Genomic DNA, 20,516 nt, shown 5'->3' with positions numbered 1-20,516 from the left:
CACGGAAGCCGCACCATTTCCTTAGGCACGGGCCTGTTCAGACCAGTTGCGAGCGTCGAGAGCGTTTCCTCTTTCTTCTCTTCGCGGAAACTCTCTATCTTCTTGTTTTTGCGCAATTCCGGACGGAAAACCGCCGCACACTTTTTGCTGGAATTGCGCTAGTCCGGTGCGTCGAAATCGGGCGCCACAGCCGCGATATTGTAGGCTTCGAGCCGTGCCGTCGGGGCGTAGGCCGTATCGAAGCTCAGTATCGTTGCAGTACCAGGCGTCACCGGCACGACACGTGAGGGCGGCAGCCCCAGGAAGGCGTGGCAGGCAGCGCGGATGACACCGCCATGGACGATGGCGAGCGTGTCGCCGTTGCACTTCTTCAGGCAGTCCCGCAACCCTTCGACGATGCGGGCGCAGAAATCCGCCCATGCCTCGCCGCTGTCGGGGGTGAAGGTGCCGGCGCGCCAGGCGAGATATTCGTGCGGACGCTCGGCCTCGAGCTCGTGCTTGATGCGGCCGGTCCAGTTGCCCATATCGATCTCGCGCAGGCGCGGGTCGAGCGGCGCGTCGCCATAGCCGAGCAGGCTTGCCGTCTGGCGCGTACGGCCGAGGTCGGAGACCACGACGCGGTCGGGCGCCATCGCCCTGGCGAAGGACGCAAAACTCTCGACCTGCCTGATGCCCCGCGGCGATAGCGGCGCGTTGTCGTGGCCCTGGAGCCTGTGCTCGGCATTCCAGGTGGTCTCGCCATGGCGCACCATTACCAATCTCATCAGTCGATCCTTTCACCAGTCATTGCAAAAACCGCGCTCGGCTCGCCCAGGAAACTGAGGCGGATCTGGTCGCCGATCGCCGCGCTGAAATAGCCGTCGGCCATGGCGGTCAGCCGTTGGCCGTTGGAAAATGCCGTCACCATGGTGCGCCCTGCGATAGGGGCGGCTTCCTCGAAGCGCGCGGTGATCGCAAGTTGCCCCTCGATGTCGCCGACCTTGATGTCATGGGCGCGGTAGAGAAGCTGGACGCCGTCATGCGCCTTGGCGCGCTGCGCATCGGCCAGCCGCAGGCCATCATAGACGAGGCCACCGTCCTGTTTCGTCACCGAGATGAGATTGGCCGGCGGCGTGCCGAGGAAGGTGGCGACGAAGGTCGTGCGCGGGTTTTCCAAAAGCTCGAGCGGCGCGCCGAACTGGTCGACCTTGCCGTTATTGAGCACAGCGACATGGCTCGCCATTGTCATCGCCTCGACCTGGTCGTGGGTGACGTAGACAGAGGTGGCACCTGTGGCGCGGTGGATGCGCATCAGTTCGCTGCGCATCTCGATGCGCAGCTTGGCGTCGAGGTTGGACAAAGGCTCGTCGAACAACAGGATGCTCGGCTTGGGGCCGATGGTGCGGGCAATCGCCACGCGCTGCTGCTGGCCGCCGGATATCTCGGCCGGGTAGCGTTCCTTCAGCGCCGAGATGCCAAGCAGACCGAGCACTTCGTCGACGCGCGCGGCACGATCCGCCTTGCTCCACTTGGCTACCCTGAGCGGCCACTCGATGTTGCCGGCGACCGTCATATGCGGCCACAATGCATAACTCTGGAAGACGAGGCCGGCGTCGCGGCCGCCGGCGTCGGCGACAAGGCCGCGCGTGCCGTCGGAGACGGTGCGGCCCATGAAGGCCATCTCGCCTTCGCTCGGTGTTTCCAGTCCGGCGAGCATCCTGAGCAGCGTGGACTTGCCGCAGCCGGACGGGCCGACAAGCACCAGGAACGCGCCCTGCGGCACCGAGATGTCGACATTGTCGACGGCGGTGAAGCTGCCGAAACGCTTGCTGACGTTGCGGATCGCGATCGCAGCCGGATTGCCGTTGGCGGGGTTCATGCGGATTTCCACTTCTGGACACGGTTCTGCAGGCGGTGCGCCAGGAGCGTGGCGATGACGCAGAGGACGAGGATCACCATGGTGATGGCGTTGGCGAACTGCATGAAGCCTTCGGCGGCATAGCGGTAGGCAAGCATGCTGAGCACCGGCGAGGTCGAGGTGAACAAAAGCACCACCAGCGACAGGTCGCGGACGATCTTGACGAAGACCAGCAGGGCGCCGGCGAGCAGGCCGCGGATGGCGAGCGGCATGATGATCGCGCCCATGCGGCGGAAGAAGCCGGCGCCGGTCAGTCGCGCGCTTTCCTCGATGTCGGCCGAGATCTGGCCGAGCACCGAGCGGCCCGACTGCACGGCATAAGGCAAGAGATGCGCCGAGGCTGCAAGCACCAGGAGGAGGAAGGTGCCGTAGAGCGACGGCAACGGTCCGATCGGCGCCCCGAACAGCGCGATATAGGCGGCGGCGAAGGCGATCGAGGGAATCAGGATCGGGGTGAACGAGACCTGGCCGAGGACGGTTGCGAGCACGCTGCCCTTGTTGCGGGCGATGGTGTGGGCCAGCGCCAGGCCGAGCGCCATGGTGGTGATCGCCACCGTGACAGCCAGCTTCAGCGTCATCCACAGCGCCTCGATCAGCACCGGATTGCGGAAGATGCCGGCCTGGCCCTGGGCCATGTCGGTGCCGCCTTCGCCGATCCAGAAATGCGTCGTCCAGTTGGAGAACAGCGAACCGTTCTGCAAGGCGAAGCTGGAGGCGGTGAGGATCAGCGCCGGCAGGAAGGTGGTGAGCAGGCAGAGCAGGACAGCGACTGCAAACAGCGGCCAGCGCCATCTGCCGAGCGGAAAGCGTTTGGTGCGACCGCCCTTGCCGGTGACGGTGACGAAGTTCTTGCGGCCGGCGACAAGGCGCTCGCCGAGCCAGAGGAAGGAGGCGGAGACGACGATCAGAAGCAGTGCGATGACGAAGCCGCGTTCGGTTTGGCCGGTCTCGATCATCCCGAACAGGCGCGTCGACAGCGTCTGCATCCTGACCGGCAGGCCGAGCAGGGCAGGGGCGGCGAAGTTGGAGACGGCACCGGCAAATGTCAGCGATGCGGCGGCGATCAGCGCCGGTGTGACCACCGGCAGGATGATGCCGAAGAAGATGCGCGAGCGCTTGGCACCCGCGACCTGCGCTGCCTCGACGAGATCGGCGCCGATGGAGCTCAAGGCCGCCGAGATGACGGTGAAAGCAAGCGAATAATAGTGGGCGATGAGCACGATCAATGTCGGCAACAGGCCCCAGGCGAGCCAATCGGGCACGATGTGGCCGTTCGCCTCGAAGAAGCCGACCGAGCCGCCGAGCCGGCTGTTGCGGAATAGAGCACCCCAGGCAAGGGCCGCGGCAAAGCTCGGGATCATGAAGGGCAGAGTGGCGAGCAGGCCGAGCGTCCTTGGCGCCGGCACGTCGGTGAGCACGACGAGCCAGGCAAGGAAGCCGCCCATCAAAAGGCAGCCTGTGGCAACGCCGATGCCGAGCAGCACCGTGTTCAAGAGCGGGCGCCACCACAGGTTTTCGGACATTTTCGAGGCCAGCACCGCCTGCCAGGCGTCACGACCTTCGATGGTCAGCGTCGACAGGACAATCTTGACCAGCGGCGCGATGACCAGGATGCCGACGACAAGGATCAGGATGATGGGAACGAGTGTTTCGGAGCGCAAAAAGCCTCTCCGGGACAACACGGATGTTGTTACGGCGGACATGACATTCTTTCCGGGAATTGCAGTGCGCGGGCAACGGTGCCGCGGCAACACGAGGCGGCGGACAACTGGGCACGGAGAACAGACCGGCGCCTCCCCCAAGGCGCCGGTCCGGCCGCGGTCATTGCAGCGTCAGCACCAGGTCTGCAATACGCTTGCGGGCAGCGGCTGTCTTCACCGGATCGATGCGCCAGGCCTTGAGCTCCTTGAGCGGCACGGAGTCGGCGTTGTCCTTGATCGACGGCCGCACGGCATAGTCGCCCGCGACGTTGAAGGGCTCGAAGGCCGGTCCGCCGGTGGCAGAATCGTCGCCCATCATGAAGTCGATCAAAAGCCGCGCCGCCGCCGGGCTCGGCGCCTTATCGACCAGTGCGAGAACCGCCGGGAACAGGATGCCGTTGGACGGCTCGACGTCGTTGGCGACCTGCAGTGCCCAGCCTTCCTTCTCGTTGTCGCGGCGGTCGGAATAGGTGGCGAAGCCGACTGGCGGGTTCTTGGCGGTCTTGTCGCCGATCGCCTTGTTGATGACATCGGAGTTGGGCACCAGGACGAGGTCGTTGGCAAAGAGGTCGCGGACGAATTGCTCGCCGGCGCCCTGCAGGTCGCTGTCGACTGATATCGGCTTGCCGAACTGCGCCTCATAGGCCTTGGCCATTTCGTCGGGGCGGAGCGAGAACTCGACCAAGAGGTCGAGCAACTCGCCGCGCTGCAGAGGATCGACCATCAGCACGCGGCCCTTCCATTCCGGCGTCGTCAGTGCCCACAGGTTCTTGACCGGCGCGCCATTGGGATTGGCAACTTCGTTGTACATCAAAACCTTGGTCGACAGGCGCTGGGTCAGAAGCGGCGTCTTGTGCTCGTCGGCGAGTTCGCCCGCCACGCGTGGCGGAATGTAGGGCACGACACGGTTGGTCTTGACCAGGTCCTCATAGACCACCGGCGTGTCGGCGATGTAGAGCACGTCGACGGCGTTGACGCCGGCGGTCTGCTCGGCGACGACGCGGGCGATCTGCTTGACCGAGCTCATGTCGATGCCGACCAGGTCAATGCCGGGATAGGCCTCCTCGAATGCTTTCTCCACCTTGGCGATACGGCTCGACAGCGAGAAGACGGTGACCTTGCCTTCCTTCTGTGCCAGCGGCAGCAGTTCCTTGACGCTCATCGCGTCGAGTTCGGCGGCGCTTGCCGTCAGGGGCAGTATGGCGACCGCTGCAAACAGCGCCCATTTCATCGACTTGAGCATCTTTCCCTCCCAGGTTTTCTCAATCGAATTCGTCGAACAGGCCGGACAGGCGCTCCAGCGCGCCCATGACGCGGGTCTGGTGCCGGCCGGCGATGGTCAGAAGAATGGCGTTGACGATGGCGAACGGCACCGTCGGCGTCTGGAACTCGCTGCCCGAGCGGCCGCGCGGTGCCGCCAGCACGAGGTCGACAGCCGGCTGCATCATCGTGCCGGCGAGGTCGGTCACGAGCACCGCCTTGGCGCCCTGCGCGTGGCAATGCTCGACCAGTGGTGCATAGCTCGCTGGTTGCTTGCGGAAGGCGAGCGCCAGCACGAGGTCGCCCTGCTGCATGCCGACGACACGCTCGGCGATGTCGCGGCCACGGCCTTCGAGCACGATGGTGGTCATGCCGAAGCGGTCGAGCCGGCGGCGCAGGAACTGGGTGATCGACTGGGCATGGCCCTGGCCGAACAGGAAGATGCGTTTGGCATCGACGATCATGTCGGCGGCGCGGTTGATGCTGTCTTGCGAAACGGCAAGGCGGAGGTGCTCGAGCGCTGCGATCTCGCTGTCGATCAGGTCGAGCAGAAAGTCGCCATGCTCGACCTTGGCGACGGAGCGGCGCATTCGCTCGGCGGCGTCCTGGCTCTCGACAAGCTCGCGCTGCAGCTGTGAGCGCAGTTCTGGATAGCCCTTGAAGCCGAGCTTCTGGGCGAGGCGGGTCGTTGCCGCCTCATGCACGCTGGCGCGTTCGGCAAGCCGGGCGCTCGAGAGGAAGGCTGCCTCGGCGGCGTTTTCGAGCAAGGCCGAGACGAGCCGCTGGTCGGCCCCGGTGAGGCGGGTCGAATGGCTTTTGATGCGATCCAGCAGCGTCATCATCTTGCATCCATATTGCACTCGACTCTTAAGATGCAAGATATCTTGCAGTCAAGCGCAAAGGTTGCAAGATCAGACTTTCTGCCTTGCAGGGACCAGATGGCGGAAAACGAAAAAGGCGCCCTCGGGGCGCCTGGAGAGTTCGGACAGGCCGCAAGCCTATTTGTATTTCATGTAGCCGACGAAGCCGGTGATCCTCCAGCGGTCGTTCTGCTTGCGGCAGAAGTAGAGCGTCTGCCAGTTCAGCACGTCGTCGCTGCCGTCAGCGCGGCGGATGGTGCCGTCGAACTTCTTGCGCGCCAGGGCGACATCGCCTGATATGTCGATCTCGGTCAGGTTCGTGGCGCGGAAGATGCCGTCGGCAAGCGGCTCGGCATAGGCGGTTGCAGCCGTCTCGGCCGCCTGGCGCAGCCACTCGTCGCGATAGGTCCCGAGCGACGGAAAGGCGGCATTCCAGTCGTCAGGATTGGCAGCGTTGTGGGCATGGATGCCGAGGAAGCGCTGTTCGTCGAAGTCGTCCGCGACCATCGACCAGTCCTGATCGACAAAGGCTGCGATATCGCGCTCGACCAGCATCTCCCAGATCCGGGCGCGGTCGATGTCGTCGGGGAAGGGGTTCTGCCTGGAGTTCATTCAGTCACCTAGGGGAAGTCTTGGGTCGTCGACCTTCAGCATGCTGAGGCTTTGCTTGATGCGGCGCAGGCCTTCGAGCACGTTCGTGCCGCGGGATTCGGCGGTGGCTGTCGCGATCATGTCGAGGATGGCGAGCAGGGCGAAACGCGATGAGGTTGGCTTGTAGATGTTGCCGTCCTCGATCGGCTGGAACGGGATGACGATGTCGGCGACTTTGGCCAGTGCCGATCCGGGCGCGGTTATGGCGACGGTCTGCGCGCCATATTGGCGGGCGACCTGCACGGCATCGATCACCGACTTGGCATGGCCGGAAACGGAGAAGGCAACGACGGTCGACTCGGGCCTGGCGACCGCCGCGTACATGCGCTGCAGCTGGCCGTCGACCTGGGCCACGGCAGACAGGCCGAGGCGAAACAGGCGGTTCTGCAACTCCGTCGCCATCATCGATGAGATGCCGCCGGAGCCGAAGCACAAGATGTGCGGCGAGGCCGAAAGCCGCTCGGCCACCGAGATCAGCGTGCCCATGTCGAGACTGTCCGAAGCGCGCTGGATCGCCACGACAGCGGCTTCGGTGACGGCGGAGGCGATGCGCTGCTCGCGTGCGTCGCGGCTCAGCGGCTCGGGCTTGAGATACTGGCCGCCGATGGCTATGGCCTGTGCCAGGAAGAACTTGAAATCGCGCACGCCGTCGCAGCCGAGGTTGCGACAGAAGCGGGTAACTGTCGGTTCGCTGACGCCGACACGCGCGGCGATCTCCGAAATGGCGGCCTTGGAAGCGAAGTCGAGATCCGACAGCACAAGGCTGGCCAGGCGCTTGTCGGACTTGGAGCCGTCCTGCGCCATGACCTGAAGCCGGGTGATGATGTCGGCGATGTTGCTCATACGGGCAGGCCGGTTGCCTTGTCGAAAAGATGGATGTTCCTGGGATCGGCGGTCACCGGCAGCGTCTCGCCCGGCTTGACCGACACGCGGTCGCGGAACACGGCGCGCACCTGCTCGCCGCCGACCGCGCCATAGATGTGCGTCTCGGAACCGGTCGGCTCGACGACGTCGATCCTGAGCTTCATCGCCGCATCGGTGCCGCTGATGACGAAGTGCTCCGGCCGGATGCCCGCCTCGACCGCGCCTGCGAAAGCCGACGCGCGACCGCCGTTCAGCTTCAGTCTTTCGCCGTCGGCCGTCTCGAAATAGGCGCCCGCCGCACCGAGCCTGCCCGAGACGAAGCTCATCGACGGCGAGCCGATGAAGCTCGCGACGAACTTGTTGGCCGGTCTGTCGTAGAGTTCGAGCGGTGCACCCACCTGCTGGATCTTTCCCTGGTTCATGACGACGATGCGGTCGGCCATGGTCATGGCCTCGATCTGATCGTGTGTCACGTAAACGACCGTCGATTTCAAGCGCTGATGCAGCGCCTTGATCTCGGTGCGCATCTGGACGCGCAACTGGGCGTCGAGATTGGAAAGCGGTTCGTCGAACAGGAACACCGAGGGTTCGCGCACGATGGCGCGGCCCATGGCGACGCGCTGGCGCTGGCCGCCGGAGAGCTGGCGCGGATAGCGGTCGAGATAGGAATGCAAGTTGAGGATGGCAGCGGCGTTCTTCACCTTGGCATCGATCGCCGCCGCTGCCTCACCTCTGATCTTCGGGCCGAAGCCGATGTTTTCGGCCGCGGTGAGATGGGGAAACAGCGCATAGGACTGGAACACCATGGCGATGTTGCGCTTCTGCGGCGGCAGGTCGTTGGCGCGCACGCCGCCGATCAGAAGATCGCCATGGCTGATCGGTTCGAGCCCAGCCAGCATACGCAGCAAGGTCGACTTGCCGCAGCCGGAGGGGCCGACGAGCACGACGAACTCGCCGCTCGGAATGTCGAGATTGATGTTGTCGAGCACGCTGTGCTGGCCGAACGACTTGGACAGGTTGCGGAAGGTCACGCCGGTCATGGTCTTCACGCTCCCAATATGTCGTCGATGAAAGGCAGGCAGCCGGCGGTCAGCCCGGCGTCGACAGGCAGCACCGTGCCGGTAATGCCTGAGGCGCGCGGCGAGGCGAGGAAAGCGACCGCTTCGGCCACCTCCTGCGCATTGACGATGCGGCCGAGCGGATAGAGCCGCTGCAGCTTGCCGAGGATCGCGGGGTCCTTGGCAAGACGATGATCCCAGGCGGGCGTATGGATAGAGCCCGGGCAGACGACGTTGGCGCGGATGCCCTGGCGGCCGTGCTCGACAGCAATGGCGCGCGACAGGGCATTGATGCCGGCCTTGGCAGCCGCATAGGCCGGATTGCCGAAGTGCGACAGCGCGTTGACCGAGGAGATGAAGATGAAGGTACCCGAGGCGCGCTTGACCATCGGCTTGAGCAATGCGTTGGTGAGGCTGGCGACGCCGGTCAGGTTGAGGTCGATCTCGGTTTCGATCCGCTCCTGGGTCAGCGTCGGCATGGTTTCGGCGCGCGTCCAGCCGGCATTGTTGATGACGATGTCGGGCACGCCGTCAGCTTCGACCAGCTTGCGCGAGGCGGCTTCCAGTCTGGCGCGATCGGTCAGGTCGAAGCTGTGGCGGCCGGCGAGTTCGAGCCCGTCCATCGCCTCGATGGACTGGTCGCAGCCGATGACGCGGGCGCCGCGCGCGGCAAAAATAGTGACCAGCACCCGGCCGAGGCCGCCGCCGGCTCCGGTGATCAGGACGGACTTTTCCCGAAACTCGTCGTCTAGGTTCAATTCTGTGCTCCCACAGCGATCTTGGCCGCTTTCTGCCTTCAGGACTATGGCTGAAAATGTAATTAAGCAACAAAGAAAATTGCTTGATATGCTGAAAATCGCCGATAATGTAAGAAAGTCACTTAATCATATAAGCGCAAATGCGCTGGAGGAGCGGGCTTGCGCCCGCGGGAGCAAGGGAACACCGACATGGCGATTTCAAAGTGGAAGACCGGCCTGCTGGCCGGGTTGAGCGTGCTGGCCTTGGCGGCTCAGGCGAATGCCGGCGAGGTCCGGGTGACGGTTGCCGAATACAGCTCGAAGACCGGCCCCTATTTCCAGGAAGTGGAAAAGGCGTTCGAGGCAGCCAATCCCGGCATCGACGTCAAGTTCGAGGTCGTGCCGTGGGACGTGCTGCTGCAGAAGCTGACCACCGACATCACCGCCGGCACCAATGCCGACCTGTCGATCATCGGCACGCGCTGGCTGATCGACTTCGTCCAGCAGGACGTCGCTGAGCCGCTCGACAGCTACATCACGCCCGACTTCAAGGGCCGTTTCATCGACACCTTCCTGTCGCCTTCGATCATGGACGGCAAGACCTACGGCCTGCCGATCGCCGCTTCGGCGCGCGCCATGTATTATAACAAGGAACTGCTCGAGAAGGCAGGTGTCGCCAACCCGCCGGCGACCTGGGCCGAGCTCAAGGACGCTGCCGCCAAGATCAAGGCGCTGGGCGGCGAGAACTATGGCTACGGCTTGCAGGGCAAGGAAATCGAGACCGACGTCTATTATTATTACGCGATGTGGTCGCAGGGCTCGGAGATCCTCGACAAGGACGGAACGTCGGGCCTCGACAGCGCCGGCGCCATCGAGGCGGCCAAGCTCTACAAGTCGCTGATCGATGAGGGGCTGACCCAACCCGGCGTCACCTCCTATGCGCGTGAGGACGTGCAGAACCTGTTCAAGCAGGGCAAGGTCGGCATGATGATCACCGCGCCCTTCCTGTCCAACCAGATCAAGGAAGAAGCGCCGAACCTGAAATATGGCGTCGCTGCCATCCCGGCTGGACCGACGGGTGCACGCGGTACCTATGGCGTCACGGATTCCATCGTCATGTTCAAGAACTCGAAGAACAAGGAAGAGGCCTGGAAGCTGCTCGACTTCCTGTTCCAGACCGACTGGCGCGCCAAGTTCACCCAGGGTGAGGGCTTCCTGCCGGTGAACAAGGAAGAGGCCAAGATGGACTACTACGTCAACAACGCCGACCTCGCCGCCTTCACGGCACTCCTGCCCGACGCCCGCTTCGCGCCGGTCATTCCGGGCTGGGAAGAAATCGCCCAGATCACCTCTGATGCGATGCAGAAGGTCTATCTTGGCGAGGGCGATCCGGAAGCCCTTCTCAAGGAAGCAGCTGTTAAGGCCGACGGCATCCTGAAGAAGTAGTCTCTTCTCCTTCCGCCGGTGGCGCACTGGGTGCGCCGCCGGTTCCCTTTCCCGTGCTCCGGCCAAGGCTCTCATGCACAATCGCGCCCTGCCATATCTGCTGACGCTGCCGAGCCTGATCCTGGCCGCGGTGGTGATCTTCTGGCCCGTCGTCGACCTGATCCAGATCGCCACCCATGACGTCAGCCGCTTCGGCCAGCTGCGCGACTTCAACGGCGTGGCCAATTTCTCGGCGCTGGTCGCCGATCCCGATTTCATCAAGGCGCTGCTGCGGACCGGGGTGTGGACGGCCGCCGTGGTTGGCGGCGCGCTCCTGGTCTCGATCCCCGTGGCGGTCGTCCTCAACACTGACTTCTACGGCCGCTCAGTGGCGCGGGTCATCGTCATGCTGCCCTGGGCGGTGTCACTGACGATGACGGCCATCGTCTGGCGCTGGGCGCTGAACGGCGAAAGCGGCATGCTGAACTCTGCCCTGCGCGGGCTCGGCCTCGCCGACCAGAACATCCAGTGGTTGGCTAGTGCTGCGACCGCATTCCCGATGCAAATCATGATCGGCATCCTGGTGACGGTGCCGTTCACCACCACCATCTTTTTGGGCGGATTATCGTCGATCCCCGACGACCTCTACGAAGCCGCCGCCCTCGAAGGTGCGGGGCCGGTGCAGCAGTTCAAGCGGATCACTTTTCCGCTGCTCAAACCCTTCGTCAACATCGCCATCGTGCTCAACACGATCTATGTCTTCAATTCGTTCCCGATCATCTGGGTGATGACGCAAGGCGGGCCGGCCAATTCGACCGACATCCTCGTCACCCATCTCTACAAGCTGGCTTTCCGTGTCGGCAAACTCGGCGAGGCCTCGGCCGTCTCGCTGGTGATGCTGGCGATCCTGCTCGTCTTCACCGCCATCTACATCAGGCTCGCCATGCGGGGAGAACGGGCATGATCTCGCCGAAGCTCAAGCGCACCTTCATCGCCTGGGCGCTGCTCGCGCCGCTGGTTGTGGTCACGCTATTTCCGTTCGCGGTGATGTTCCTGACCGCCGTCAAGCCGGCCCAGGAAGTGCTGACGCCAAGCTGGTGGCCGAGCGAATTCCGCTGGCGCAATTTCTACGACATGTGGGTCGCGGCCGGTTTCGGCCAGGCGCTGGTCAACTCGTTGCGCGTGTCGCTGATCGCCACCATCGGCGCCATCCTCGTCTCTATTCCCGCCGCCTATGCCATGTCGCGTTTCCGCTTTGCCGGGCATGGCGCCTTCCGGCATTTCCTGCTTGTGTCGCAGATGATCTCGCCGATCGTGCTGGTGCTCGGCCTGTTCCGGCTGCTCGCTTCCTTCGGTCTTGTCGAAAGCCTGAATGCCGTCGGCGGCGTCTACATGGCCTTCAACATCGCCTTCACCGTGTGGATGCTGCAGAGCTATTTCGACACCATCCCGCGCGATCTCGAGGAAGCCTCGTGGATGGAAGGTGGCAGCCGCTGGCTGACCCTGCGCAAGGTGTTTTTGCCGCTCTGCGTGCCGGCAATCGCCGTCACCGCCATCTTCACCTTCATCAATGCGTGGAACGAGTTCGTCGTCGCACTGACCATGCTGCGCAGCCAGGAAAGCTACACGCTGCCGATCCAGGTGTTTTCGCTCGTCGCCGGCCGCTATACCGTCGAATGGCACTACGTCATGGCTGCAACGCTCGTCGCCACCGTGCCGGTCGCCATCCTGTTCGTCTGGTTGCAGCGCTACCTGGTCCGCGGGCTGGCCCTCGGCGCCGTCAAGTAACCCTTACCTCCCGACAACAAAGAAACGAACCCAAGATGCGCATCTTCACCGCCTCGCTGGCGACAGAAACCAATACCTTCTCGCCGGTGCCGACAGACCGTGCATCGTTCGAGATGGCGTTCTATGCCGGGCCGGGCCAGCATCCGGAGACGCCGACCTTGTGCTCGTCGCCGATCGTGGCGCTGCGTCGTCGCGCCGAGGCCGATCGCCTGACCGTCATCGAGGGCACGGCGACCTGGGCCGAGCCGGGCGGACTGGTGCAGCGCCAGACCTTCGAGGCGCTGCGCGACGAGATCCTCGACCAGCTCCGGGCTGCCATGCCTGTCGATGCCGTCATCCTCGGCCTGCACGGCGCCATGGTGGCGCAGGGTTATGACGACTGCGAAGGCGACCTGCTCGCCCGGGTCCGTGACATCGTCGGGCCCGACGTCGTTGTCGCTTCCGAGTTCGATCCGCACAGCCATCTGACGCCGAAACGCGTCGCCGCCTGCAACGTGCTCGCGGCCTTCCTCGAGTTCCCGCATACCGATTTCTATGAGCGCGGCGAACATGTCGTCGAACTTGGACTGGCCGCTGCGCGCGGCGAGATCAAGCCAGTCATCTCGACCTTCGACTGCCGCATGATCACGGTGTTGCCGACCAGCCGCGAGCCGATGCGCTCCTTCGTCGACCGCATCAAGGCGCTGCACGGCAAGGACGGCATCCTGTCGGTGTCGGTGATCCATGGTTTCATGGGCTCCGACGTGCCGGAGATGGGTTCGCGCATCGTGGTCGTCTCCGACAATGACAAGGCCAAGGGCGATGCGCTGGCCGAAAAGCTCGGCCGCGAACTCTATGCCATGCGCGAAAAGACGGCGATGGAGATGCTCGACACTGACGCCGGCATCGACCGGGCGCTGGCCGCGCGCAAGGCCAACCCGACCAAGCCTGCCGTCATTGCCGACGTCTGGGACAATCCGGGCGGCGGCGTTGCCGGCGACGGCACCTTCGTTCTGCGCCGGATGCTGGAGCGTGGCCTCGACAAGGTTGGCGTCGCCACCATCTGGGATCCGATTGCGGTGACCTTCTGCCATGCCGCCGGCGAAGGCGCCATCATCGACCTGCGCTTCGGCGGCAAGGCAGGCCCGCAGGCCGGCGAGCCGATCGACGGCAGGGTTCAGGTGCTGAAGACCGTCGAGGAAGGCTGGCAGAGTTTCGGACCGAGCCGTGTCACGCTCGGGATGACGGCGCTGGTGCGTATTGTCGGTACCGAGGTCGACGTCATCCTCAACACCAACCGCACCCAGACCTTCGAGCCCGACATTTTCTCAAATCTCGGCGTTGATCCTGCGGACAAGGACATTTTGCTCGTCAAGTCGACCAACCATTTCTATGCCGGTTTCGCGCCGGTGGCGGCCGAGATCGTCTATGTCGACGCGCCGAGCTCCTATCCGAGCAATCCGCGCGTGACCAATTACACCAAGCTTGTCCGTCCGATCTGGCCCCGGGTGAGCGATCCCTGGGCGTGAGCGGCGGGGCGTTTAGCCCCGCCTTTCGTCCGTCAGGTCGCTGGCCGGAACGGCTTGGCGAGCGAAGCCGGGAAGTGCAGCGCCAGCATCTGGCGGTTCTGCGAGATGATGACCAGCACCACGATCGTTGCCAGATAAGGCAGGGCGGAGAGCAGTTCCGAAGGCACCGCGATACCAAGCGCCTGGCCCTGCAGCTGCAGGATGGTCATGCCGCCGAACAGCCAGGCGCCGAGCAGCACGCGCAGTGGTCGCCATGTCGCGAAGACAACCAGCGCCAGCGAGATCCAGCCCTTGCCGGCGGTCATGTTCTCGACCCAGAGTGGGGTGTAGGCAACCGACAGATAGGCGCCGGCAAGTCCGGCCATCAGCCCGCCGAACAGCACGGCGAGATAGCGGATCCTGATCACCGGATAGCCGATGGCATGCGCCGTCTCGGGTGACTCGCCGATGGTGCGCAGCACCAGCCCGCCCTTGGTGCGGTACAGGAACCAGCTGATGACGAAGAACATGATGATGGCGAAATAGACCATCGGGTCGAAGCGGAACAGCATCGGCCCGATCACCGGAATGTCGGAGAGATAGGGGATGTAGATCTTCTTCAGTGCGTCGATCGGCGCCGAGCCGAAATTGCGGCCGAGAAATGCCGACACGCCCGAGCCGAAGATGGCGAGCGCCAGGCCGGCGGCATACTGGTTGGTCAGGAAGGTCAGCGCCAGCACGCCGAACAGCAGCGATGCGGCGGCACCCGCAAGCGCGCCGGCCAGGATGGCGACCGGCATCGGCAGCCCGGCGACGATGGCCCAGAAGGCGAAGGCGGCACCCATCAGCATCATGCCTTCGATGCCGAGGTTGAGGACGCCCGATTTCTCGACGACGAGTTCGCCGAGCGCTGCAAAGATCAATGGTGTTGCGGCAATGATGGTGCCGGTGAAGATGGCAATGAACAAGTCCATCAGGCATGCTCCGGAATGCGGCGAAGCCGGTAGAAGATGAAGAAGTCAGCGGCAAGCAAGAAGAACAGCAATATGCCTTGGAAGATGCGGGTGAGCGCAGCCGACAGGCCGAGGTTCATTTGCACTGCTTCGCCGCCGAGGAACAAGAGCGACATCAGCAATCCGCCCAGCACGATGCCAAAAGCGTTAAGACGGCCGATGAAGGCGACGATGATCGCCGCGAAACCATAGCCGGGCGAGATTTGCGGCGACAGCTGTCCGAGCGGGCCGGAGACCTCGGCCATGCCGGCGATGCCAGCGGCAGCGCCACCGGCAAGCAAACCGGTCCACACGGCAGCGGATTCGCGGAAGCCGGCGTAGCGTGCTGCCAGAGGGGCTGCGCCCGAGACCGACATCTTGTAGCCAAGGAAGCTGCGGTCAGTGAACAGCCACATCAGGAACACGGCGACCACGGTGATGAACACCGAGGCGTTGAGCCGGTAGGCATAGTCGAAAGGCTCGAACATCGCCGCCGCCGACAGCAGGGCCGTCTGCGGATAGTTGAAGCCGGCCGGGTCGCGCCAGGGGCCGTGCACCAGCCACGACAACAAGAGCGTCGCGATATAGGTCAGCATCAGCGTGACCAGGATTTCGTTGGTGTTCATCCGCGCCCTGAGGAAGGCAGGGATGGCGGCCCAGGCCATGCCGGCGATGGCGCCGGCGAAGAACATCAGCGGCAGCAGCAGCCAGCTGTCGGGATTGGGGTAGAACAAGCCCACGCCGCAGGCGGCGAGGGCGCCGATGATCAACTGGCCCTCGGCGCCGATGTTCCAGACATTGGCGCGGAAGCCGACGGCAAGGCCGCAGGCGATGAGGATGAGCGGCGACGCCTTGAGCAGCCACTCGGACAGCCCGTTCAGCGAATTGAGCGGGGTGATGAAGAAGGCTTGCAATGTCGCCAACGGGTCGTAGCCGAGCACGGCAAACAAAAGCGAGCCGACGAGAAGGGTGAGCACGGTCGCGATGACCGGCGCCGCCACCCGCATCCTGGCGGATGGTTCCGGTCTTTGTTCAATCCTGAATCGCAACTTCGCCTCTCCCATTGGTGCCGTTGCCGCGGTCGACCCTTGTCATCAGCAGGCCGATTTCCTCGCGGTTGGTTTTTGTCCTGATCAGTGGCGGCGAGACCTGGCCCTGGCAGATGACAAGCAGCCGGTCGCAGATCTCGAACAGTTCGTCGAGCTCCTCCGAAATCACCAGCACGGCCGCGCCCGACCGGCTCAGATCGACAAGCGTCTGGCGGATGAAGGCGGCGGCGCCGACGTCGACACCCCAGGTCGGCTGCGCCACCAGGAACAGCTTCGGTTCGAGCGCGATCTCGCGGCCGACGATGAATTTCTGCAGGTTGCCGCCCGACAGGCTCTGGGCGCTCGACTGCGGGCCGTTGGCCTTGACCTTGAAACGCTCGATGATCTTGGCGGCGAAGCTGTTTGCCTGCTTGCGGTCGACAAGACCGTTGCGCACCAGGCCGGAGCGGTGGGCCGTCAGCACGGCGTTCTGCCACAGCGCGTGCGGCGGCACCGCGCCGCGGCCAAGCCGCTCTTCCGGCACGAAGGCCATGCCGAGTTTGCGCCTTTCGCTGGCGTTGAGATGGGCCGCAGCCTTGCCGCCGATCTGGATCGACAGCGCATTGGCATGTGTCCGTTCGCCGCTGAGCAGCGAGATCAGCTCGGCCTGGCCGTTGCCGGAGACGCCGGCAAGCCCGACGATCTCGCCACCGCGTACCTCGAAGGAGACGTTCTTGAGTTCGACGCCGTATTTGTCGCGGGCAGGGGCGGTGAGCCCGCGCACCTCGAGCACCGGTTTGTCGCTCGGCACCGAGGGTGAGACGTGCATTTCGGGCAGCTCGGCGCCGACCATCAGCCGCGCAAGTTGCGCCGAGGTGCTTTCCTTGGGTCTTGCGGTGCCGGTGACCTTGCCGTTGCGCAGCACTGTCGCGGTGTCGCAGAGCTCCTGCACTTCATCGAGCTTGTGGCTGATGTAGACGATCGAACAGCCTTCGGCGGCGAGCTGGCGCAGCGTCTCGAACAGCTTGACGACGGCCTGCGGCGTCAGCACCGAGGTCGGCTCGTCGAGGATCAAAAGCTTCGGCGCCTGCAGCAGGCAGCGCACGATCTCGACGCGCTGGCGCTCGCCGACGGACAGGTCGTGGACGCGGCGATAGGGGTCGATCGGCATGCCGTAGCGGTTCGACAGTTCAGTGATCTGGCGCGCCAGCGTGTCGAGGTCGAAGCTGCTCGACACCGCAAGTGCGATGTTCTCGACCACGGTGACCGATTCAAACAGCGCGAAATGCTGGTAGACCATTTCGATGCCGAGCGCGCGCGAGGTCGCCGGGGTGTGCGCGGCAATGGGCTTGCCGTCGCAGAAGATCTCGCCGGAATCCGCCTGGGCGGCGCCGTAGATGATCTTCATCAGGGTCGATTTGCCGGCGCCGTTTTCGCCGAGCACGGCGTGGATTTCGCCTGGCATGATCGACATCGAGATGTCGTCATTGGCGATGATGCCGGGATAACTTTTGGTGATGTTGCGCAATTCGAGGCGTGGGGGCATAGCCGGGTCCTGCCGTGAGGGTTGGACGGTGCGCAGCCATAGACCAACCGGGGCGGTGCATGACCCCGAAAATCGGAACCGATTTTCGGGAAGGATCGTGCACCCATTTTAAGCGCTACAGCGTCCTTTGCGTGTCCAACTGGACACCAGGCGCTGTAGCGCCCCGGTGGAATTGCTAGCGGTTGCGAGGGAGGATCAGGCGAGCTTGCCGATCATTCCCTTGACGAACCAGTTCATGCCGCGGATGTCGGCATCGGCCAGCACGCTGCCGGCCGCGACCTTGACGTTGCCGTCCTGGTCCTTGAGTTCGCCGGCATAGGGGTGGATCTTGCCGGAGCCGATGTCCGCCTCGAGTTGCTTGAGCTTGGTGATCACGTCGGCCGGGATCGCCTCATTGTAAGGCGCCATCTTGACGACGCCACCGGCCAGGCCGTCCCAGCGCGCCTCGGGCTTCCAGGTGCCCGCGGCAACGCCCTTGGCGGCGCCGACATAGTCGCTCGACCAGTCGAGGGTGAAGGCGGTGAGCTGCTTGCCCGAGCCGAACTTGGCCATGTCGCTGGCGTAACCAATCGACCATGCGCCGCCTTCGCCGGCAACCTGCACGCCGGTGGCGGTATCGGTCATCGAGCAGATGACGTCGCAGCCCTGCGACAAAAGCGTGTTGGCGGCTTCCTTTTCCTTGCCCGGATCGAACCAGGAATTGAGGAAGATGGCGTTGCAGGTGGCCTCGGGATTGACGCTCTGGGCGCCGAGCAGAAGCGCGTTGGCCGGGCCGACGATGTCGGGGATCGGAAAGCCGCCGATGAAGCCGATCTTGCCATTCTTGCTCATATGCGCGCCGGCGGCACCGGCAACGAAAGTGCCTTCGTAATACTTGGCCTCGAAGGTGCCGAGATTGGCGAGGTGGACGATACCGGAGCAATGCTCGAAGGCGACCTTCGGGAAGCGCGGCGCCACCTTCTGCATCGGCGTGCCATGCGAGAAGGAGGTGCCGAAGATCAGTTGGTTGCCGGAAGCGGCGAGCTCGCGGAAGACGCGTTCGGCGTCCTGCGGCATGAAGATGTTGTCGATGACGGTGAGCGCCACCTTGTCGCCGAACTCGGCCTTGATGGCATCGACGCCAAGGCTGTGCTGCTTGGTCCAGCCGATGTCGGCGATCGGCGAGACGTAGACGACGCCGATCTTGAGCGGCTCCTGGGCGCTGGCGATGCCGGCAAGGCCGCTGGTGCCGAGTGCCGCGCCCGCGGCACCGGAATATTGCAGAAATTGCCGTCTGGTCAGATTGAACATGGTGGTAACCCTCTGTTGGTTGGATGCGCCCGGCTTTGTGCCGGGTCTATTTTACGACGTGGACATGGGTGTGCGTCCGTGCCCCGCCATTCTCTCCTGCCTTCTTCCTTGGTGCCGGTTTCGGCGGCTCGCCTGCCTTGCCGTCGAGATAGGGTTCGAGCGCTTCGCGTGGCGTCAGCTCGGGAAAGACCTGGCGGTCCATGATGTAACCGCGCACGACGGAGCGGTGGTGCGCGTCGATCAGCTCCATTGCCGGCTTGAGCCGGCCCTTTTCGAGAAGTTCGATGAGCTTGGCGTGGTCGTCGAGCAGGTTGCAATAGTCGAAGTCGGCGGTGATCAGCGAACGCAGCAAGGTGGTGCGGCGGACCAGCTGGGCGTGAATTTCCTGCATCACCTTGTTGCGGCTTAGGCGCACGAAGACGGTGTGGAACTCCTGGCCGAGCACGTCGGCGAGTGCGTCGTTGCCTGAAGCCACGGCCTTGCGCTGGCGCTCGACATGCTGGCGCAGTTCGGCCCAGCCGGCAGGCCCGAGACGGTCGCTCAGCTGGGCGGCGACGCCCTGTTCGACAAGGGTCAGCGCGTCATAGATCTCCATCGCGTCCTGCATGCTGGGACGGGCGACGAAGGCGCCGCGGTTGCGCTCGATTTGGGCAAGGCCGTCGTCGGCAAGGCGGATCAGCGACTGGCGGATGACGATGCGGCTGACGTCGAAGACCTCCGACAGCTCGCGCTCGCCAAGCTTGCAGCCGGGCACGAGGCGGTGATCGAGGATCGCCCGCGTCAGTATGTCGGCAATGGCCTGCGAGCGGTTGCTCATGGCGTTCTCCTTCCCGCCAGCGCCTTCGGCTTGCTTGACGGCCAGCCCGGGTTCGCGCCACGCCGGCGGCGTCGCATATCCCGGGTTACGGTTTCCATATCGGTATTCAATCGCTGGCGCCTGTCAACCAAAATTCTCACATCGGCATGCAATTTCTTATTGATTGATATCCAATCCTGTGTTTCCAATGAGGACATAACAGAGCTAGGTTCACGGGGAAGTGCTAGCCAACAGGGAGGGTGCGATGAGCACAGCAGCCCTTTGTAGCGACAGAGTCCTGCTTAACGATTGGCATGTGGTTGCGGACCTCGCCAACCTGTCGGTCGGCGCGCCGTTTCACACCCGTCTGCTGGGCGTCGACATCACCATCCATTGCCGCGGGCGCTACAACAAGGAAGTCGTCCGCGACGACACCGGCGCCCTGGTCACTTCGACCAAGCGCTACGGTTTCCTCTGGGCCTGCCTCGGCAAGCCGGAGCGCGACATCGTTTTTGTGCCGGAGGCCGAGGAAGGCGATCGGTATCTCGTCACCGGTGGCTCGATCGCGGTCAAGGTGTCGGGCTTGAGGATGGTCGAGAACTTTCTCGACATGGGCCATTTCCCCTTCGTTCACACCGGCTGGCTCGGCGACGAGCCACATACGGAGGTCGCGCCCTACAAGGTCGAGCTGACGGCCGCCGACGAGCTGGTCGCGACCGAATGCAAGTTCTACCAGCCGGTGGCTTCGCCGACGGCCAAGGGAGGTTTTGTCGTCGACTACATCTACAAGGTGATCCGGCCCTACACGGTGGCGCTCTACAAGAGCAATCCGGTGCAGAAGGATCGGCTCGACGTCATCACCCTGTTCGTCCAGCCGGTCGATGAGGACAATTGTGTTGCCCATCCCTTCCTTGCCTACCTCAAGGATGGGATCGACGAGGCTGGCATTCGCAGCTTCATGCAGCTGATCTTCGCCCAGGACAAGCCGATCCTGGAGAACCAGGTGCCCAGGCGCCTGCCACTCGACCCTCGCGCTGAAACGCCCATCCGGGCCGATGCCGTCGCCGTGCTGTACCGGCGCTGGCTGCGCGACAAACCGGTCACTTACGGCGCAATACCGGCGCGGATGTGATCCGC

General features: G+C 64.0%; 19 protein-coding genes. 5 read left to right on the top strand and 14 right to left on the bottom strand.

Annotated elements, in window-relative coordinates:
* Window positions 1-158: 158 nt before the first annotated feature.
* The 9 genes from Amn_RS23905 to Amn_RS23865 form a co-directional block, all read right to left on the bottom strand.
* Entirely contained in the window at window positions 159-764 is a 606-nt protein-coding gene (locus Amn_RS23905) for a histidine phosphatase family protein (RefSeq protein ID WP_067957442.1), read from the bottom strand.
* On the bottom strand, window positions 764-1,858 hold the full coding sequence (locus Amn_RS23900) for an ABC transporter ATP-binding protein (RefSeq protein ID WP_067957445.1): 1,095 nt from the start codon (window positions 1,856-1,858) through the stop codon (window positions 764-766). The genes Amn_RS23905 and Amn_RS23900 overlap by 1 nt, the downstream gene beginning before the upstream one ends.
* On the bottom strand, window positions 1,855-3,600 hold the full coding sequence (locus Amn_RS23895; RefSeq protein ID WP_286292480.1) for an ABC transporter permease: 1,746 nt from the start codon (window positions 3,598-3,600) through the stop codon (window positions 1,855-1,857). Before Amn_RS23895 ends, Amn_RS23900 begins: the two co-directional genes overlap by 4 nt.
* A 118-nt stretch (window positions 3,601-3,718) precedes the next feature.
* Entirely contained in the window at window positions 3,719-4,840 is a 1,122-nt protein-coding gene (locus tag Amn_RS23890) for an ABC transporter substrate-binding protein (RefSeq protein WP_067957449.1), read from the bottom strand.
* Window positions 4,841-4,859: 19 nt separating this feature from the next.
* On the bottom strand, window positions 4,860-5,699 hold the full coding sequence (locus Amn_RS23885; RefSeq protein WP_154385639.1) for a MurR/RpiR family transcriptional regulator: 840 nt from the start codon (window positions 5,697-5,699) through the stop codon (window positions 4,860-4,862).
* Between the two features lie 156 nt (window positions 5,700-5,855).
* Entirely contained in the window at window positions 5,856-6,329 is a 474-nt protein-coding gene (locus Amn_RS23880) for a hypothetical protein (protein WP_067957455.1), read from the bottom strand.
* On the bottom strand, window positions 6,330-7,211 hold the full coding sequence (locus Amn_RS23875; RefSeq protein WP_067957457.1) for a MurR/RpiR family transcriptional regulator: 882 nt from the start codon (window positions 7,209-7,211) through the stop codon (window positions 6,330-6,332). It lies immediately after the preceding gene.
* Window positions 7,208-8,272: an ABC transporter ATP-binding protein gene (locus Amn_RS23870; RefSeq protein WP_067966113.1), complete on the bottom strand. Its 1,065-nt coding sequence runs from the start codon at window positions 8,270-8,272 to the stop codon at window positions 7,208-7,210. Before Amn_RS23870 ends, Amn_RS23875 begins: the two co-directional genes overlap by 4 nt.
* A gap of 5 nt (window positions 8,273-8,277) precedes the next feature.
* Window positions 8,278-9,048, bottom strand: a complete 771-nt coding sequence (locus Amn_RS23865; protein WP_067957460.1) for an SDR family oxidoreductase — start codon at window positions 9,046-9,048, stop codon at window positions 8,278-8,280.
* Window positions 9,049-9,237: 189 nt separating this feature from the next.
* On the opposite strand from Amn_RS23865, the gene Amn_RS23860 reads away from it, so the two are divergent.
* The 4 genes from Amn_RS23860 (at window position 9,238) to Amn_RS23845 (ending at window position 13,748) form a co-directional block, all read left to right on the top strand.
* Entirely contained in the window at window positions 9,238-10,473 is a 1,236-nt protein-coding gene (locus tag Amn_RS23860; RefSeq protein WP_192314206.1) for an ABC transporter substrate-binding protein, read from the top strand.
* Between the two features lie 73 nt (window positions 10,474-10,546).
* Window positions 10,547-11,416 carry a carbohydrate ABC transporter permease gene (locus tag Amn_RS23855; protein WP_067957464.1) on the top strand — a complete coding sequence of 290 codons (870 nt, stop codon included), beginning with the start codon at window positions 10,547-10,549 and terminating at the stop codon, window positions 11,414-11,416.
* Complete coding sequence (locus Amn_RS23850) at window positions 11,413-12,240, top strand: carbohydrate ABC transporter permease (RefSeq protein ID WP_067957467.1); 828 nt, start codon at window positions 11,413-11,415, stop codon at window positions 12,238-12,240. The genes Amn_RS23855 and Amn_RS23850 overlap by 4 nt, the downstream gene beginning before the upstream one ends.
* 35 nt (window positions 12,241-12,275) lie before the next feature.
* A complete protein-coding gene (locus tag Amn_RS23845) occupies window positions 12,276-13,748 on the top strand; it encodes a M81 family metallopeptidase (protein ID WP_067957470.1) in 1,473 nt (490 codons plus the stop codon).
* Window positions 13,749-13,780: 32 nt separating this feature from the next.
* Here Amn_RS23845 and Amn_RS23840 read toward each other — a convergent pair whose 3' ends face one another.
* From Amn_RS23840 to Amn_RS23820, 5 genes are all read right to left on the bottom strand, one after another.
* Window positions 13,781-14,701, bottom strand: coding sequence for an ABC transporter permease (locus tag Amn_RS23840; RefSeq protein ID WP_083948481.1), 921 nt, complete (start codon window positions 14,699-14,701; stop codon window positions 13,781-13,783).
* Window positions 14,701-15,768, bottom strand: coding sequence for an ABC transporter permease (locus Amn_RS23835; protein ID WP_154385634.1), 1,068 nt, complete (start codon window positions 15,766-15,768; stop codon window positions 14,701-14,703). Before Amn_RS23835 ends, Amn_RS23840 begins: the two co-directional genes overlap by 1 nt.
* Entirely contained in the window at window positions 15,752-17,293 is a 1,542-nt protein-coding gene (locus Amn_RS23830; RefSeq protein ID WP_154385633.1) for an ABC transporter ATP-binding protein, read from the bottom strand. The genes Amn_RS23835 and Amn_RS23830 overlap by 17 nt, the downstream gene beginning before the upstream one ends.
* Window positions 17,294-17,488: 195 nt before the next feature.
* Window positions 17,489-18,583, bottom strand: coding sequence for a BMP family ABC transporter substrate-binding protein (locus Amn_RS23825; RefSeq protein ID WP_067957480.1), 1,095 nt, complete (start codon window positions 18,581-18,583; stop codon window positions 17,489-17,491).
* Window positions 18,584-18,629: 46 nt separating this feature from the next.
* Entirely contained in the window at window positions 18,630-19,400 is a 771-nt protein-coding gene (locus Amn_RS23820) for a GntR family transcriptional regulator (protein ID WP_067957483.1), read from the bottom strand.
* Window positions 19,401-19,644: 244 nt separating this feature from the next.
* Between Amn_RS23820 and Amn_RS23815 the strand changes: the two genes are divergently transcribed.
* Window positions 19,645-20,511, top strand: coding sequence for an aromatic ring-hydroxylating oxygenase subunit alpha (locus Amn_RS23815; protein ID WP_192314222.1), 867 nt, complete (start codon window positions 19,645-19,647; stop codon window positions 20,509-20,511).
* Window positions 20,512-20,516: the final 5 nt, after the last annotated feature.

It is taken from the genome of Aminobacter sp. Y103A (assembly GCF_030294925.1).
GTDB classification, from domain to species: domain Bacteria; phylum Pseudomonadota; class Alphaproteobacteria; order Rhizobiales; family Rhizobiaceae; genus Aminobacter; species Aminobacter ciceronei.
The sequence above is the reverse complement of the archived record's forward strand: the minus strand, read 5'-3'. Positions and strand labels throughout refer to the sequence as shown.